Origin of the sequence: Bacteroides sp. 3_2_5 (assembly GCF_000159855.2) — a bacterium.
Taxonomy (GTDB): Bacteria; Bacteroidota; Bacteroidia; order Bacteroidales; family Bacteroidaceae; genus Bacteroides; species Bacteroides fragilis.
Map to the genome: position 1 here is coordinate 373,340 of NZ_JH636046.1, position 15,986 is coordinate 389,325.

Sequence of the window (15,986 nt, forward strand, 5' to 3'; positions counted from 1 at the left end):
GCCTATAAACGAATCATGTGAGCTTTAACGGGTTAATGCCGACAGGATGCGTTCACAAGCATGCCCGTCACCATAAGGATTATGTGTTTCGGACATACGACGGTATAACTCCTTATTACGGAGCAGCTCAGTCACATTACTGACAATCGCCTCAGCATCCGTCCCCACCAGTTTTACAGTTCCCGCCTCTACTGCTTCAGGACGTTCCGTGGTATTTCGCATCACCAACACCGGCTTGCCAAGTGAAGGAGCCTCCTCTTGTACTCCACCGCTATCGGTCAGCAGCAAAGTGGAGTGCTGCATAGCGTAAATAAACGGCAGATAATCCAACGGCGAAATAAGATATACATTGTCTACTCCTGACAGAAGTTCGTATACGGGTTTCTGTACATTCGGGTTCAGATGTACCGGATATACAATATCCATCTCGGGATGCAACGCGGCTAATTCTCTAATCGCTTTACAAATATGTAAAAATCCTTCCCCAAAGTTCTCACGACGATGCCCGGTAACCAGAATATATTCACGTTGTCCCACTTCGTAACCTTTGTCACGAAGTTCCTGATGCAACTTTTCTTTGATTCCCGGCTTCTTCGAAATAATGTCAACAGCCATCAACAAAGCATCGATAACCGTATTACCGGTAACAAATATCTTCTTTGCGTCGATGTTTTCCTGTAACAGATTCTGTTTCGATTTCCCGGTAGGAGCAAAATAGTAGGTACAAATACGGTCGGTCACCTGACGATTCATCTCTTCCGGCCAGGGAGACAGCATATCATAGGTACGCAAACCGGCCTCAACATGTCCCACGGCAACCTGCCGATAGAATGCAGCCAGTGAAGCGGCCATCGACGTAGTGGTATCTCCGTGTACCAGCACCGTATCCGGACAGAAATCTTTCAGCACATCGCGCAGGCCCAGAAGAACTTTAGTGGTGATGTCGTACAAGTCCTGGTTGGGTGCCATAATATTCAGATCGTAGTCAGGAATGATGTCGAACACTTCAAGTACCTGGTCCAACATCTGACGATGTTGTGCCGTCACACACACTTTCGTTTCAAAGTGTTCAGTATCTCTTTGCAAGGCTTTCACCAACGGGGCCATCTTAATGGCCTCAGGACGGGTACCGAAAACAAGTAATATCTTTTTCATTATACGATCAGACTATTTACGATGGTTCATTAAGACGATATGCCAGTTCTCTTTCTACTTTCTTACTCCGCAGAAGTCCAACTCCAATTTACTTTCTTCACGGGGCAACTCCACAAACGGAGTGTGACGTACCAGCCATACCACGATATCCGCTTTCTGATAAGCCTCCCGATAGTCAGTCAGATGGAAACTGGCATGTGAAGCGACATTGGGTTCTACAATCAGCACCTCTGCACGCGACTCAGATACAATGCGGGAAGCAATATATTTAGCAGGAGATTCACGCAAATCATCAATATTGGGTTTAAAGGCAAGTCCCATGCAAGCCACTACCGGTTCACGATCGTTCTTCTCGACAAATTGCTGACAAGCTTCCATTACTTTGTTGGCACACCAATCAGCTTTATAATCGTTCGTCTCACGGGCACGTTTGATGATTTGTGCCTGTTCGGGATAGTCCGAAACAATAAACCAAGGATCTACGGCTATACAGTGTCCTCCCACTCCGCAGCCGGGTTGTAGGATGTTCACACGCGGATGTTTGTTAGCCAATTCTATCAGTTCCCAGACGTTGATACCCGCTTTGTCACAAATCATGGACAATTCGTTGGCAAACGCAATCTGAGAGTCGCGCGAAGAGTTCTCGGTCAACTTACACATTTCTGCCGTACGAGCATTCGTCGGGTGGAGTTTACCCTGTACAAAGGCAGAATAAAACTCTATGGCTTTAGCGGTCGACTCGGGATTGACGCCACCGATCACCCGATCGTTATGAACCAGTTCATAAAGCGTATTACCCGGCAATACACGTTCGGGACAATAGGCTATGTATATTTTGTCTTTCAGTTCCGGGCGCTCTTTATAAATGACTTCAGCCATACGTTCGGTCGTAAATACCGGTGAAGTGGACTCGATAACAAACAAGTTTCCTTCTCTCAGATAAGGAATTACGGAGCGGGTAGCCGATTCCACATAGGTGATATCTGCACGGTGGTTTTGTTTGAAAGGGGTAGGCACTACCACAAAAAAAGCATCTGCCTGCTCAGGTTTCGAAACGGCACGGAGATTACCTGTTCGCACCACCTCTTTTACAATCTGATCCAGTTCCGGTTCCACAATATGTATTTTACCCTGATTGATGGTTTCTACGACCGAAGGATTAACATCCACACCTACAACTTCATAACCATGTCCGGCGACCACGGCAGCAGTAGGAAGTCCGATATAGCCTAATCCTAAAAAAACAACCTTTTTCATACGTATATCTCCTTATCTATAAGTGCCGCAAAAGTACAAATAATATGTGACTTTGTACGGTTTCTCACCGAAAACCACTACTTTTGCCAAAACATTTCGATCGAATGAGAGTTTTAATAATCAATACTTCCGAACGTTTGGGCGGAGCGGCCGTCGCAGCAAGCCGCTTGATGGAATCGTTGAAAAACAACGGTATCAAAGCCAAAATGTTGGTGCGCGACAAGCAAACCGACCAGATCAGCGTAGTAGGTCTGCAACGTAACTGGTGGCAAGTATGGAGGTTTGTGTGGGAACGCATTGTCATCTGGAAAGCCAACCGCTTTAAGAAGAACAATCTTTTCGCAGTCGATATAGCCAATACAGGCACAGACATTACAAGCCTGCCGGAGTTTCAGCAGGCAGATGTCATCCACCTGCATTGGGTGAATCAGGGAATGTTGTCACTGAACGATATCCGGAAGATTCTGAAATCCGGTAAACCGGTAGTGTGGACCATGCACGATATGTGGCCCTGTACAGGCATCTGCCATCACGCCCGTGAGTGTACCAACTACCATCAGGAGTGTAACCACTGTCCATACCTGTATGGAGGGGGAAGTAAGAAAGATCTGTCCAACCGTATCTTCCGTAAAAAACAACAACTCTACAAAGAAGCACCCATTACCTTCGTCACTTGTAGCCAATGGCTGAAGGGACAAGCTGAAAAGAGTGCTTTGCTGACAGGAGAAACGGTAATCAGTATACCTAACCCCATTAACACCAATCTATTTAAACCCAGAAACAAGAAAGAGGCACGCAGCAAATGCCATTTACCCCAAAACGGAAAACTGATTCTTTTCGGTTCGGCCAAAATCACGGATAAGCGGAAAGGCATCGATTATCTGATTGAATCGTGTAAATTACTGGCTGAGAAGCATCCTGAACTGAAAGATTCTCTAAGTGTAGTCGTTTTGGGCAAGCAATCGGAACAACTCAAGCCGTTGCTTCCTTTTAAAGTATATCCACTCAACTACGTGAGTAACGAGCATGAACTGGTAGATGTTTACAATGCGGTCGACCTTTTCGTTACTCCCTCACTGGAAGAGAACCTGCCCAATACTATCATGGAAGCTATGGCATGCGGAGTGCCTTGTATCGGCTTCAATGTCGGCGGCATCCCGGAAATGATAGACCATCTGCACAACGGGTATGTGGCACAATACAAATCATCCGAAGATTTTGCCAACGGCATCTATTGGGCACTGACCGACCCGGATTATCCGTCTCTCTCGGAACAGGCCAACCGAAAAGTAATCGCCAACTACTCGGAAGGCATTATTGCCAAAAGATACATTGATGTCTACAATAAAATAACAGGAAGATATGCATAGCCATCCCAGTCCCAAATTCTCCGTGATCACAGTGACCTACAATGCCGAAAAGGTATTGGAAGATACTGTGCAAAGCGTAATTTCGCAGACCTATCATCATGTAGAGTATATCATCATCGACGGTGCATCGAAAGACGGGACTTTAGAGATTGTCAACCGATACCGCGACCGCATCCACCAATTGGTGAGCGAACCGGACAAAGGACTTTATGACGCAATGAACAAAGGAATCGCCCTGGCAACGGGCGACTATCTCTGCTTTCTGAATGCCGGAGACAGTTTCCACGAAGACGACACTTTGCAAAAGATGGTTCACTCCATCAATGGAAATGAGTTGCCCGACATACTGTATGGCGAAACAGCCTTAGTGGATGCCGAGAGGCATTTCCTCCGTATGCGTCGGTTATCGGCACCAGAGACACTGAACTGGAAAAGTTTCAAGCAGGGAATGCTTGTGTGCCATCAGGCTTTTTTCCCCCGCCATACACTTATCGAGCCTTATGATCTGCAATATCGTTTCTCGGCGGATTTCGATTGGTGTATCCGCATCATGAAAAAAGCACGTACTTTTCACAATACTCACCTTATCCTGATTGATTATCTGGCAGAAGGCATGACGACACAAAATCATAAGGCATCGCTTTTGGAACGATTCCGCATCATGACCCGCCACTATGGCCTGCTAAGTACCCTCGCACATCACGCATGGTTTGTGGTAAGAAGTTTCTCCCGCAACTCAGCTACTCCTTCCGATGCACCCTTCTGAATGACATGTATCGGACGGGAGCTATGTACATCCACCGGCTTCGGATCAATCAGATAGATTTCCGCGTTTCGGGGAACGTAGTTAAGCAGCCCCGCCGCCGGATACACATTCATGGACGTACCGATGATAACAAAAACATCAGCTTTCTCCACCCAATCGATAGCCGTCTCTATCTCCGGTACGGACTCACCGAACCAGACAATAAACGGGCGGAGTTGCGAACCATCTCCGGCAAGGTCACCTATCTTCACTTCAAATTCTTCGGGTTTCAGTTCTTTAATGTAATGCGGATTGTTTGGGTCGCGGCTTGAGCAGACCTTTGTCAACTCTCCATGCAAATGAATAATATGACTGCTACCGGCCCGTTCGTGCAAGTTGTCAATGTTTTGGGTCACAATTGTTACCTGGAAATCTTTCTCCAGTTCGGCCAGCAGTTCATGCCCGCGATTCGGTTCCACTTCCAGCAACTGCTTGCGGCGTTCATTATAGAAATGGGTCACCAGTTCGGGGTCGCGTGCATAACCTTCGGGAGTGGCTACTTGTTCTACCGGATAACGATCCCACAATCCTCCTGCATCACGAAAGGTACTGATGCCACTCTCAGCGCTCATTCCGGCGCCTGACAATACAACCAGATTTTTCATACTAGCTTTTATTTTTAAGTAAACCGGCCTCACTCCCCACCTCTCAAAAGAAACGTGAAAGAAGGCCTTACAAATTTAACCAAAATCCTTGAATAAACGAATATATCGTCCAACATTCCATCATCCCTTAACCTACCTTTCATCACTTTCCGTCCTTGGCTCTACAGCCAGATATCATACGTTAACACACAATGAGGCGGTATGACATACTGACACGGAGAGATTTAACGTCCAAACAGGGGATGTCAATCGTTCTCTCTTCACGGAAAAAGCGAAAAAAGACAGAAAGAAATACAAACGATGCTTTTAAGGAACCTTATCTATCACAGTAACGAAGTTAGTCGATAATAAGAATTTTTAAAACCAAAAAGTAAAATCATTCAAATAAAACACTTACTTTTGCCGCTTGTTAATTTGCAACTGACTGAAAGTGAAATAGAACATTCAGTCTCCAACAAAAAAATATATGGATAAATTTAGTTATGCAATTGGTCTCGGAATCGGCCAGAATTTGTTAGGAATGGGTGCTAAAGGCATCGCAGTAGATGACTTTGCTCAAGCTATAAAAGATGTGCTCGAAGGAAATCAGACAGCCATCAGCCATCAGGAGGCTCGAGAAATCGTAAACAAGTATTTCGAGGAGCTGGAAACCAAAATGAATGCAGCGAACATCGAACAAGGAAAAGCATTCCTCGAAGAAAACAAAAAAAGACCGAACGTTGTTACCCTGCCAAGTGGACTACAATACGAAGTAATCACTGAAGGTACAGGCAAGAAAGCACAGGCTACCGACCAGGTAAAATGCCACTACGAAGGTACCCTGATTGACGGAACCCTGTTCGACAGCTCTATCAAACGTGGACAGCCTGCCGTATTCGGTGTAAACCAAGTAATCCCGGGATGGGTAGAGGCTTTGCAACTGATGCCGGAAGGTTCAAAATGGAAACTTTTCATCCCTTCTGAACTGGCTTACGGCGCACAGGGAGCCGGTGAAATGATCCCTCCTCACAGCACACTCGTGTTCGAAGTAGAATTAATCGAAGTATTATAAAAATAAAATCGTAAAGCAAAATGAAAAAAGTAAGTATTTTGGCTGCTGTAGCCATGGCAACAGGCTTGGCTTCATGCACGGCTCAGGCTCCTAAAGCCACTCTGAAAACAGATGTAGATTCATTGTCATACGCTATTGGCATCAGCCAGACTCAGGGTCTGAAAGACTATCTGTCACAGCGCATGGAGATGGATACAACATACATGGCAGATTTCCTGAAAGGTGTGAACGACGCTGCCAATAAAACAAGCAAAAAGGATCAGGCTTATCTGCTCGGCTTGCAGATCGGATCACAAATGGCAGGTCCTCAGGCTATCAAAGGCATGAACCACCAGTTATTTGCTGATGATTCAACTATGACTGTTAACAAGGGCGATATTCTTGCAGGCGTATTTGCAGGCGTACTCAATAAAGATATGAAGATGCGTCCCGAAGAAGCTCAGGTATTGATTCAGAAAATGATGGAAAGCATCAAAGGAAAAGCTGCCGAAAAGAAATATGCTGATAACAAAGCTGCCGGTGAGAAGTTCCTTGCTGAGAATAAAACTAAAGAAGGAGTAAAAACCACTGCAAGCGGATTACAGTACAAGGTGATTACTGAAGGTAAAGGTGAAATTCCTAACGATACTTGCAAAGTGAAAGTAAACTACAGAGGTAAACTGATCGACGGAACAGAATTCGAAAGCACTTACGAACGTAAGGAGCCGTTCGTGACTAACGTCGGCGGAGTTATCAAAGGTTGGACTGAAGCCCTGAAAATGATGCCTGTCGGTTCAAAATGGGAACTTTATATCCCGCAGGAACTGGCTTATGGCTCAAGAGACATGGGACAGATCAAACCGTTCTCTACATTGATATTCGAAATAGAATTGCTGGATATTGAGAAATAAGAAATTAACAGGCCTTATTTAAAAAGAACAGGAGAGATGCCGGACGTAATCGTCCGGCATCTTTTTTATCCGGATAATAAAAATAGAAAGTATACGATTTTTCTGTTTTTTCTGACTTTTATATAGAGAAATTAAAATAAATCTCTATATTTGCTTACTATTTGATAACAATTGGAATTTACATTTATTATTATGGAAAAAATAGACAACCTTGACAGGCAGATTCTGGAGATTATTTCTCAGAACGCCCGTATCCCTTTTAAAGACGTGGCAGCAGAATGCGGCGTTTCACGTGCGGCCATCCATCAACGCGTGCAGAGACTGATCGATCTGGGAGTCATTGTAGGCTCTGGTTATCACGTAAACCCGAAATCTCTGGGATATCGTACCTGTACTTATGTCGGTATCAAACTGGAAAAAGGATCTATGTATAAAGCTGTAGTGGCCGAATTACAGAAAATTCCCGAGATCGTAGAGTGCCACTTCACAACCGGCCCTTACACCATGCTGACCAAAGTATATGCACGCGACAACGAACACTTGATGGACCTACTGAACAACAAAATGCAAGAGATACCGGGAGTAACCGCCACCGAAACCTTGATTTCTCTGGAGCAAAGCATCAAGAAAGAAATTCCTATTCACGCAGATAAGTAACCGATGGAGTGGTTGAATGAATATCACCTGTCAGGGCTGCTCATTGGTATTTGCACGTTCCTGATTATCGGCTTATTCCACCCCGTTGTGGTAAAAGCTGAATATTACTGGGGAACGAAATGCTGGTGGATTTTCCTGATATTAGGTATCGCGGGAGTAACTGCCTCGTTGAGCACAGACAATATACTCGTTTCGTCTTTATTGGGCGTATTCGCTTTCTCTTCTTTCTGGACCATCAAAGAAGTCTTTGAGCAAGAAGAGAGGGTGAAAAAAGGTTGGTTTCCTAAGAATCCTAAACGAACATACAAGTTCTGAGACATACGGGAAAGAGTCAGTTTTTTGACTAAAATGCTTGCATAATTCATCAGAAAGCATTAATTTTGTCCCCGCATCCGATAGAAAGGATACATCGGGCTTATAGCTCAGTTGGTTAGAGCAACAGACTCATAATCTGGAGGTCCTAGGTTCAAGCCCTAGTTGGCCCACTGAAATCGACTATAGATCAAATGATCTATAGTCGATTTCGTTTTATATATACTCCAAACATTTTTTTCAATGATTCAGCCATAGTTTAAAAGCTGAAAGTTTCTCCTCGCTTATCGTAATTTTCTGTTTATAAGGAGGGCGCACAGTTACCACTATCTTTCCGTTAAAGAAAGGCTCGGCATGGTCAATGGCATCAATGCAGACAAGAACCTGGCGGTTGGCGCGAAAGAAACGCTCCGGATCGAGTTGTTCCATCAGTTTGTTTAAAGACAAATCTAGAATATGTTCCTGACCTTTGCGGGTAACAGCAAACGTTACTTTGTTCTCGGAATAAAAATAGGCAATATCTGCCACTTGTAACGACCAGAAACGATCTACTCCGGAAATAAGAAAACGGGTACGGTAACGTTTCTCTTTGTATTGAAGTGCCTCAAGCAGAGTACCTAAGTAATCTTCCGGCCTGGGAACAGCATTGGTCAGCAAGCTCTCATATTTAGTGATTGCATCCGACAGGCGTTTTTCGTCTATCGGCTTAAGTATGTAATCGATACTATTGACCGTAAATGCACGAATGGCGTACTGATCATACGCCGTAGTGAAAATTATGACGGAAGAAGGGTGTGCGGCAGAGAGGAAGTCAAAAGCATTGCCATCTGCCAGATGTATATCGAGAAAGATCAGATCGGGATGCGGATGCTCGTCAAACCAGGCAACGGCTTCGTCTACACTCCCTGGTATCAGAGTAAGCTCCCATTGAGGGCGAAGTCCGGATACCATGGAATGTAGCAAACGGGCTGCCGGAATTTCATCTTCTATAATGGCTACATTTATTTTATTCATACAGTAAAGGTACTTTTACGATAAATACTTTTTCATCATTGTGGACAATTATCTCTTTGCCGAGCATCAACTGGCAACGATTGGACAGGTTCTTCAGCCCTACACCCGGCGATTCATGACTTTTTTTAGGCTGTATGGGGTTACTCACCACAAGATATCCTTCCTCTAACCGAAGATCTATCTTCATAGGCTTGCTGAGAGTAATAGAATTATGATTGATGACATTCTCTGCCAGTAACTGCAAAGTCAGCGGAGGCAGCATACAACTAGTATAGCCGGAAGCTATACAACAGTTACAACTAATGCAATCTCCCAAACGAACTTTATGCAGAAAGAGATAAGATTGCAGGAATTCCAGTTCTTCCGTCAACGTTACCAATGTTTTATCCTGACATTGCAAAACATAACGGTATACACTGGACAAATGCTTGGTGAAATGAACAGCATTACCCGGGTTATATTCTATTTCAGCAATCAGCGTATTGAGACTATTAAACAGAAAATGGGGATTCAGTTGACTTTGTAAAGCCGCATAACGTGCAGTGTCGTTCTCTGTTTGCAGTTTTGCGGCCTCCTGTTGCAGTTTCAGGTTATTCTGAATGGAACGATTTGCCAATAATAAGCCCACAATGACAAGCTCTACGAGCCATACCACGATCAGGATACGCCAGCCTCCATTGGAGAAAGTAAATAGGTTGTCAATGCCTGCCAATAGCTTAGCAGCAATCAGCAGGCTATAGTTCAACAACAGGAATAACAAGATAACGGCAACATAAATAACTATTATCTTCCAACGATGGCGGATATTGAGTGCATACTGAGTGTTTATCCACGAACTGATCCGAAGCGTAGAATAACCAAGCACATTGAAAGCGGTAATAAAGAAGACGAATGCTCCCTTTGAATAGAGAACATCCGCTACTTTAGGAGTCAGCTCCGTATAGTTGACAAGCAGGAGATAGGAAAAGATACCTAATCCCGAGAATAACAGACCATATAACAGGACATTCCATTTCATGCGAACAAAGCTATCATATTTCGGGTAATTATCATAAACTATTTAATATTTATTCAAAGCTCTGATCAATTCCGAATAAGCCCCTTGTGCCGAGACTTTTGCCTGTACATGGTTCAGTTGGGAAGCTTGCCGGTACGTTTGGGCCTCAATCACCTCTATTACAGAGGCCTTCCCTTCAGTATACCGCTCCAATGCCATACGCTCATTTTCGAAGGCTTTACTCAGTGAACCTTCGGTGAGGCGCACCTGTTCCATAGTCTGCGACAATGAAACACGGGCTGTCTCCACTTCCAGTTTCACCTGGTCGGTGACCTGATTCAAATAATCAGTAGCCATTCCTACTTTGAAAGAAGAGGCTCGCTTTTCATCACGTCTTTTTCCCCACTCAAACAAGGGAACGGATACTTTGGCATAAATGGCATAATTGGGATCCAAATCGGAACGGAAATCATAACCGGGAGCAGAATAGCTTCCATCTACACCTATATAAAACTGTGGCTTATACTTAGCATACGTTAATTTTTTCGAACTTTCTGCTATTTTAATCCGGGCATAGGCCATCTTAAGTTCCGGACGATCTATTTCACCCTCACCCCACAGATCTTTATCCGCCCTAACGACAGAAATCGTATCTTCTATTTCAGTCGGAGCATGAAGTTCCACGCCAATCAGAGAATTTAGTGCCATACGTCCTGTTTCCAGATTTCTTTTTGCTTGCAACAGTTGGTATTCCGCTTCATTCAGTTTTACCTCCGCCATCAGCAAGTCCTGCGGATCAACCAATCCTGCTTCCACCCGCTCCCGTATGGTTTGGAAGAAGGTGGCAACCGAATTGCGATATTCCGTAGTTACACGGACTATTTCTGCACGCGCAACAGTGTTCCAATATTGCATATCCGTCTGATAGGATACTGCGGAACGGAAATAATCTGCCTGATGTATTGCCAGACTTTGCTGATGTTTAGCCATCCGGATACTTTCCAATAACCGCCCACCCGTATAAACCGGTTGTAACAAAGAGAGGGAAGCACCGTATTTCATATTTCTTCCTTCAAAAGCCAACGGAGTCTGCATCGAAGGCAAGTCGATATTCAACTGAAGAGGATTACCGGTATACTGAAAATTCGCCTCTCCCGACAGTTTAGGGCGTAGATCCTTCTGTGCCGCTTTCTCCAATTCGATACTTGCAGCTATATTTTTGTCCGCAGCTTTCAAGTCATGGTTATAATCTAAAGCCATCGACCTGTACTTTTGCAGCAAACTATTTTGCTGAGCAAAAGCAACTGTCGGCACACACAGCAAAAAGATAAGCCATCTATTTATTTTCTTCATCATCATTTCTCTTTTATCTTATAAAATATTGCATATAATGCCGGAGTCACAAACAAAGTCAGCAAAGTAGCGAATGTCAACCCGAAAATGATAGTAGCCGCCATCCCGCCAAATGCTATGTCAAACAGTAAGGGAACCATCCCCAGTATGGTGGTTGTGGCTGCCATCAGTACCGGACGGGTTCTTGAAACCGTAGATTCGATCACGGCCGTATAAGGAACGACTCCTTCCCGGCGTTGCACATCTATTTCGTCCAACAGTACAATCACATTCTTAATAACCATACCCAATAATCCCAACCAACCGGCAATCGGGAAGAATCCGAAATCAAATCCCGTCAAGAGCATACCGACAGCCACTCCGATAATGGACAGCGGAAGAACACATAGAATAATGACCGGATCGCGAAAGTTACCAAACAAGGCAACCAGAATAACGACCAGTACCAGAAAAGCCAGCGGAAAGAATTTACCGATTGCCTGCATCGCCTCTCTCTGATCTTTGTATTGTGAGTCCCAAAAAAAAGTATAACCTTCGGGCAACTTCATCGCTTCAATCTCTTTACGAATTTCCCCATGCACTTCCGCCATGGTATACCCGGATTTTACTCCACACATGGCAGCCATAGACAATTGACGGTTATAAGTACGCATCTGAGGCCACTCCCATGTCGTCTCGATTCGTTCGGTCACTTGCGACAAAGGTGCCGAATGCTCACCGTTCCATACAGAGAAATTACCTAAAGAACGAGCATCCGTAATGTCAGCTCCTTCCGACTTCAATAGTACAGGAACCTTTTTCTCATCATCGCGATAAACACCTACCCTGGTTCCGTCGCTGATCGATTTCACAGACTCCATCATCTGTGATTTGGTTATACCGAGAGCACCTGCCTTCACGGGATCATAAACCGGGCGCATCACCATCGACATATTTCCCCATTCATTGCGTGCATCTGCGACTTTTGGGTTACGACGCATAATCTCGATCGCCTCACCTGCCAAAGAGTCTAGAACAGCCGGATCGGGCCCCAGAAAGCGGGCTTCTATCATGGCTTCCGTCAGCGGGCTTAATTCGAACTTATTCACCTTAATCAGCGGTTCCGGATATTTCAAACGAATGGAATCCTGCAACAGAGCATTCAGTGCCCGCGACTCTTTGGAACTTTTACATTTCACTAGCAACTGGGCATAGTTGGATTGAGGACCGAAAGATATATTTGAAAGATAATAGCGAGGCGGAGTGCGGCCGATATAAGACGAAACCATTTCGGTCTCTTCATGAGTACGGATATAATCGGATATTTCACCGGCTATCCGGTCCGTCTCCCCGATTGTTGTTCCCTCAGGCAGCCACATATCGACAGTAAAGTATTGCTTATCCAGAGCGGGCACAAAAACCTTCGGAATAAATTTGAAACTCCATGCCGAAAGCAACAACAGAACAACCAACGAAGCTATAGTCATCGTGCGATGCCGAAGTACCCAACGCAATGATTTCCTGAAAAGATGATAATATTTTCCATCAAACAGAGATGCTTTCAGCTCTTCAGGACGGGGACGTCTTACAAACTCCTGAATGAAGAACGGAGTCTGCGTTAACGCAAATACCCAACTGAACATTAACGAAACACCGATCACTACCACCAGTGAGGACAACAGCTCACCTGTGATATGGGGTGAATAGTAAATCGGAAGGAACGTGAGAATAGCAATAACCGTTGCCGCCAATAAAGGTAAAGCAGTAGACGAACATGCACGCATGATAGCAACCCGTTTACGCATTCCCCGTTCCATGTTAATCAGAGCAGAATCGGACACGACAATGGCGTTGTCAACCAACATTCCCATAGCAATGATAATTGCAGCAAGCGACATCCGTTGAAGGGCAATATCACATGCCATCATAACAATTAGAGTAGCAAAAATGGAGAACACCAGCCCGCTACCTATCAAGAGCCCATTTTTGAATCCGATAAAGAACAGCAGAATCGCAACAACAGTAATAACTGATATGATCAGGTTCAGGATAAATCCCTGATTTGCTACCGCCGATTCATAGCCCTGATCGTAGATAGAAATCAGTTCGTAGCCATCAGGCATCGATTGTGACAATTCACCGATACGCATTTTAACATTTTCAGCCATGTCCACTACATTTCCTGTAGGTACGGTAGAAATGGCGATCCCAACTGCCGGACTACCATTTATGCGCATTTGATTAGCCGGAGGAGTCTGATATCCTTCCTCTATCTGTGCAATATCGGCCAGACGGAAATGCTCTCCGGTACGCGAAACAATGGTCAGATCACGAATATCATCCAGCGAATAGAAATTGCCGGTAGATTCTATACGGATGCGATTGGTGCCGGCATCAATACCACCGGCATCGACCATTTTATTCTGGGCTTCGAAAGCTCGCATAATATCCGCAGTCGTAACTCCACTTTGTGCCATAACAGAAGGACTGATCAAGACATCGATTGTCGGTGTTTGTACACCATAAATCTCAATTTTCGCTACATCCTTAACTTTTAGTAATTCATTCTTTATAAATTTAGCCTGGTCTTCCAGTTCCCTATATGTATGCCCATCACCGGTCAGTCCGTAAAATACACCGAGTACATCTCCAAAGTCATCATTTACGATAGAAGTTCCGGCCCCGGCAGGCAATTTATCTTGTACATCATTTACTTTCCGACGTAATTTATCCCATAATTGCTGCATCTCTTCAGCACGAATCTCTTTTTTCACATAAACCGTGATCTTAGAAAGTCCGGCACGATTCTCGGTTTTCAGATAATAAAGTTCTCCTAGCGACTGTATGGCTTCCTCTAAGATATCAGTTACTTGCGACTGCACCTCTGCGGGAGAAGCCCCCGGGTAGGAAGTCAGTACCAATGCTTGTTTGATAGTAAAGGGAGCATCCTCCAGCTTTCCCATTTTAAAATAAGAAAACAGACCTCCTGCCAGCACCAACACCAATAATAAAATAGTGACGGCTCTTTTCTGCAAAAAATACTTCACCAGCTTCATAATGAGTTTGTCTTAGTAGAGATTTCCACTTTCATACCATCCGATAAAAAACGAAGTCCGCTCGTAGCTACCGTTTCACTGGCCCTCAATCCTTCGGTTATGGTAACATAGCCACCGGGAAGCAGATTTCCTTTTTTCACTGTCCGTCGATTCACTTGTCGGGTATTCGTATCAATAACCCACACATATTCACCTTCCGAGGGACGATAACATAATGCCGTTTGGGGAATGGAAACACCTGTCAGATCCGTTGTTCCGGGAGCATCAAAGATTGCTTTTCCCGACATACCCGCCAATAATTTCCCTTCTTTATTAGGTAAAACAGCCGTTAGTAAATAAGAAAGATTATTGCGGGTTGTCCCCTTCGATACTTCCACAATCTGTGCCTTATAATACTTATCGGGCTGGGCATCAAAATAGATCCGGACACTATCTGTGGGGTGTGAGGCAAACGCAATATTCTGAGTAACATAAATCTCTATCTTCAACCGATTTATGTCAATAAAGGATATAACAGGCTGAGCCGGCTTCACATCCTGGTATTTTTCTATATAAACTTCTCCCACATAACCATCAAAAGGAGCTGTCAGACGAGTGTCTCCCAGTTCATTGGAAGCCGTATCGAAAGCAGTTTTGGCAGTAGTATAATCCGCCTTAGTCTTTTCATATGTACTCGCCGAAACATTATTCTTCTCATACAGCTTCTCTATCCGTTCAAATTCAGCTTTAGCTTGGTGATAGATGGCTTCAGCCCGTTCTTTGCGAATATGGAAATCACGCGGGTCTATTTCAGCAATAATACTGCCTTGTTTGTAATGGTTACCGGCATATACATCCAAACGATCAATAGGGCCTCCGACACGAAACGATAGCTCAGAGGTACGAAAAGGTTGTGCGATAAACGGGAACTCCGTTGTCTTGATCCCAGAGGCCGAAACTGCTTGTGCTGTCTTGACAATTAAGTCCTGACTCTGCTTACTGTCTTTATCCGTGCAAGAAAATAGCAACAGGAGAGCAGCTAATAATACACTTATCTTCATATCTTATCTTTTAAATTTTCGACAAAAATAGATAATCGGATAATTCAATAGGGGAGTAAAGATACTGAAGCCGGAAAACTGAAGGTTGAATCTGGAATATACCGGATGAACCAAGAAAGAGGTGGTCAGGAATCCTTGTTAAACAGGGTATGGTATAAAACAAGTCATCCCCTTCGGTCTTTCGACCGAAGGGGATGAACCATCTGAAAAAAACGGCGACTACCTACTCTCCCACTGTTACGCAGTACCATCGGCGTAATCAGGCTTAACTTCTCTGTTCGGAATGGGAAGAGGTGGAACCCTGATGCTATAGTCACCTGAATAAGGCAGACATAATGTACAAAAGTAAATTCAGCGGTCTATTATATAAATAGTGAAGCTAAACGGATATATAAACCATTGAAGGCGGATAAAAGAAAGTCATCGGGCAATTAGTAACGCTCGG

At 44.4% G+C, this 15,986-nt stretch carries 14 protein-coding genes, 1 tRNA gene and 1 rRNA gene; 7 read left to right on the forward strand and 9 right to left on the reverse strand.

Annotated elements, in window-relative coordinates:
- Positions 1 to 24: 24 nt before the first annotated feature.
- Complete coding sequence (gene wecB, locus BSHG_RS00660) at positions 25 to 1,155, reverse strand: non-hydrolyzing UDP-N-acetylglucosamine 2-epimerase (protein ID WP_005791919.1); 1,131 nt, start codon at positions 1,153 to 1,155, stop codon at positions 25 to 27.
- Positions 1,156 to 1,209: 54 nt separating this feature from the next.
- A complete protein-coding gene (wecC, locus tag BSHG_RS00655; RefSeq protein WP_008661652.1) occupies positions 1,210 to 2,412 on the reverse strand; it encodes a UDP-N-acetyl-D-mannosamine dehydrogenase in 1,203 nt (400 codons plus the stop codon).
- A gap of 104 nt (positions 2,413 to 2,516) precedes the next feature.
- On the opposite strand from wecC, the gene BSHG_RS00650 reads away from it, so the two are divergent.
- Both BSHG_RS00650 and BSHG_RS00645 read left to right on the forward strand, forming a co-directional pair.
- Positions 2,517 to 3,782 carry a glycosyltransferase family 4 protein gene (locus tag BSHG_RS00650; RefSeq protein WP_008661654.1) on the forward strand — a complete coding sequence of 422 codons (1,266 nt, stop codon included), beginning with the start codon at positions 2,517 to 2,519 and terminating at the stop codon, positions 3,780 to 3,782.
- On the forward strand, positions 3,775 to 4,548 hold the full coding sequence (locus BSHG_RS00645) for a glycosyltransferase family 2 protein (RefSeq protein ID WP_005803856.1): 774 nt from the start codon (positions 3,775 to 3,777) through the stop codon (positions 4,546 to 4,548). Before BSHG_RS00650 ends, BSHG_RS00645 begins: the two co-directional genes overlap by 8 nt.
- Here BSHG_RS00645 and BSHG_RS00640 read toward each other — a convergent pair.
- Positions 4,482 to 5,192, reverse strand: coding sequence for an SIR2 family NAD-dependent protein deacylase (locus BSHG_RS00640; RefSeq protein WP_005791915.1), 711 nt, complete (start codon positions 5,190 to 5,192; stop codon positions 4,482 to 4,484). The genes BSHG_RS00645 and BSHG_RS00640 overlap by 67 nt on opposite strands.
- A 466-nt stretch (positions 5,193 to 5,658) precedes the next feature.
- Between BSHG_RS00640 and BSHG_RS00635 the strand changes: the two genes are divergently transcribed.
- From BSHG_RS00635 to BSHG_RS00615, 5 genes are all read left to right on the forward strand, one after another.
- Complete coding sequence (locus BSHG_RS00635; RefSeq protein WP_005791914.1) at positions 5,659 to 6,243, forward strand: FKBP-type peptidyl-prolyl cis-trans isomerase; 585 nt, start codon at positions 5,659 to 5,661, stop codon at positions 6,241 to 6,243.
- Positions 6,244 to 6,263: 20 nt separating this feature from the next.
- Positions 6,264 to 7,133: an FKBP-type peptidyl-prolyl cis-trans isomerase gene (locus BSHG_RS00630; protein WP_005803854.1), complete on the forward strand. Its 870-nt coding sequence runs from the start codon at positions 6,264 to 6,266 to the stop codon at positions 7,131 to 7,133.
- A 192-nt stretch (positions 7,134 to 7,325) separates the two neighbouring features.
- Complete coding sequence (locus tag BSHG_RS00625; RefSeq protein ID WP_010993802.1) at positions 7,326 to 7,790, forward strand: Lrp/AsnC family transcriptional regulator; 465 nt, start codon at positions 7,326 to 7,328, stop codon at positions 7,788 to 7,790.
- A 3-nt stretch (positions 7,791 to 7,793) separates the two neighbouring features.
- Positions 7,794 to 8,105: a DUF4491 family protein gene (locus BSHG_RS00620; RefSeq protein WP_008661659.1), complete on the forward strand. Its 312-nt coding sequence runs from the start codon at positions 7,794 to 7,796 to the stop codon at positions 8,103 to 8,105.
- Positions 8,106 to 8,201: 96 nt separating this feature from the next.
- Positions 8,202 to 8,275 (forward strand) — tRNA-Ile (locus BSHG_RS00615).
- Between the two features lie 67 nt (positions 8,276 to 8,342).
- Here the strand turns inward: BSHG_RS00615 and BSHG_RS00610 are convergent.
- The 6 genes from BSHG_RS00610 to rrf all read right to left on the reverse strand — a co-directional run bounded on the left by BSHG_RS00610 (position 8,343) and on the right by rrf (position 15,862).
- On the reverse strand, positions 8,343 to 9,116 hold the full coding sequence (locus BSHG_RS00610; RefSeq protein WP_005797186.1) for a LytR/AlgR family response regulator transcription factor: 774 nt from the start codon (positions 9,114 to 9,116) through the stop codon (positions 8,343 to 8,345).
- The gene (locus BSHG_RS00605; protein ID WP_008661662.1) at positions 9,109 to 10,134 is read right to left on the reverse strand and encodes a sensor histidine kinase; all 1,026 of its coding nucleotides are present in this window, start codon (positions 10,132 to 10,134) and stop codon (positions 9,109 to 9,111) included. Before BSHG_RS00605 ends, BSHG_RS00610 begins: the two co-directional genes overlap by 8 nt.
- A 42-nt stretch (positions 10,135 to 10,176) precedes the next feature.
- The gene (locus BSHG_RS00600; protein ID WP_008661664.1) at positions 10,177 to 11,466 is read right to left on the reverse strand and encodes a TolC family protein; all 1,290 of its coding nucleotides are present in this window, start codon (positions 11,464 to 11,466) and stop codon (positions 10,177 to 10,179) included.
- Between the two features lie 2 nt (positions 11,467 to 11,468).
- The gene (locus tag BSHG_RS00595) at positions 11,469 to 14,501 is read right to left on the reverse strand and encodes an efflux RND transporter permease subunit (protein ID WP_008661666.1); all 3,033 of its coding nucleotides are present in this window, start codon (positions 14,499 to 14,501) and stop codon (positions 11,469 to 11,471) included.
- Positions 14,498 to 15,541, reverse strand: a complete 1,044-nt coding sequence (locus BSHG_RS00590; RefSeq protein ID WP_005797182.1) for an efflux RND transporter periplasmic adaptor subunit — start codon at positions 15,539 to 15,541, stop codon at positions 14,498 to 14,500. The genes BSHG_RS00595 and BSHG_RS00590 overlap by 4 nt, the downstream gene beginning before the upstream one ends.
- Positions 15,542 to 15,751: 210 nt before the next feature.
- Positions 15,752 to 15,862, reverse strand: a 5S ribosomal RNA gene (gene rrf, locus BSHG_RS00585).
- Positions 15,863 to 15,986: the final 124 nt, after the last annotated feature.

Bases quoted from the DNA above. Each gene is read 5' to 3' on its own strand.
- wecB (WP_005791919.1), bottom strand. From the start codon at position 1,155: ATGAAAAAGATATTACTTGTTTTCGGTACCCGTCCTGAGGCCATTAAG.
- wecC (WP_008661652.1), bottom strand. From the start codon at position 2,412: ATGAAAAAGGTTGTTTTTTTAGGATTAGGCTATATCGGACTTCCTACT.
- BSHG_RS00650 (WP_008661654.1), top strand. From the start codon at position 2,517: ATGAGAGTTTTAATAATCAATACTTCCGAACGTTTGGGCGGAGCGGCC.
- BSHG_RS00645 (WP_005803856.1), top strand. From the start codon at position 3,775: ATGCATAGCCATCCCAGTCCCAAATTCTCCGTGATCACAGTGACCTAC.
- BSHG_RS00640 (WP_005791915.1), bottom strand. From the start codon at position 5,192: ATGAAAAATCTGGTTGTATTGTCAGGCGCCGGAATGAGCGCTGAGAGT.
- BSHG_RS00635 (WP_005791914.1), top strand. From the start codon at position 5,659: ATGGATAAATTTAGTTATGCAATTGGTCTCGGAATCGGCCAGAATTTG.
- BSHG_RS00630 (WP_005803854.1), top strand. From the start codon at position 6,264: ATGAAAAAAGTAAGTATTTTGGCTGCTGTAGCCATGGCAACAGGCTTG.
- BSHG_RS00625 (WP_010993802.1), top strand. From the start codon at position 7,326: ATGGAAAAAATAGACAACCTTGACAGGCAGATTCTGGAGATTATTTCT.
- BSHG_RS00620 (WP_008661659.1), top strand. From the start codon at position 7,794: ATGGAGTGGTTGAATGAATATCACCTGTCAGGGCTGCTCATTGGTATT.
- BSHG_RS00610 (WP_005797186.1), bottom strand. From the start codon at position 9,116: ATGAATAAAATAAATGTAGCCATTATAGAAGATGAAATTCCGGCAGCC.
- BSHG_RS00605 (WP_008661662.1), bottom strand. From the start codon at position 10,134: ATGAAATGGAATGTCCTGTTATATGGTCTGTTATTCTCGGGATTAGGT.
- BSHG_RS00600 (WP_008661664.1), bottom strand. From the start codon at position 11,466: ATGAAGAAAATAAATAGATGGCTTATCTTTTTGCTGTGTGTGCCGACA.
- BSHG_RS00595 (WP_008661666.1), bottom strand. From the start codon at position 14,501: ATGAAGCTGGTGAAGTATTTTTTGCAGAAAAGAGCCGTCACTATTTTA.
- BSHG_RS00590 (WP_005797182.1), bottom strand. From the start codon at position 15,541: ATGAAGATAAGTGTATTATTAGCTGCTCTCCTGTTGCTATTTTCTTGC.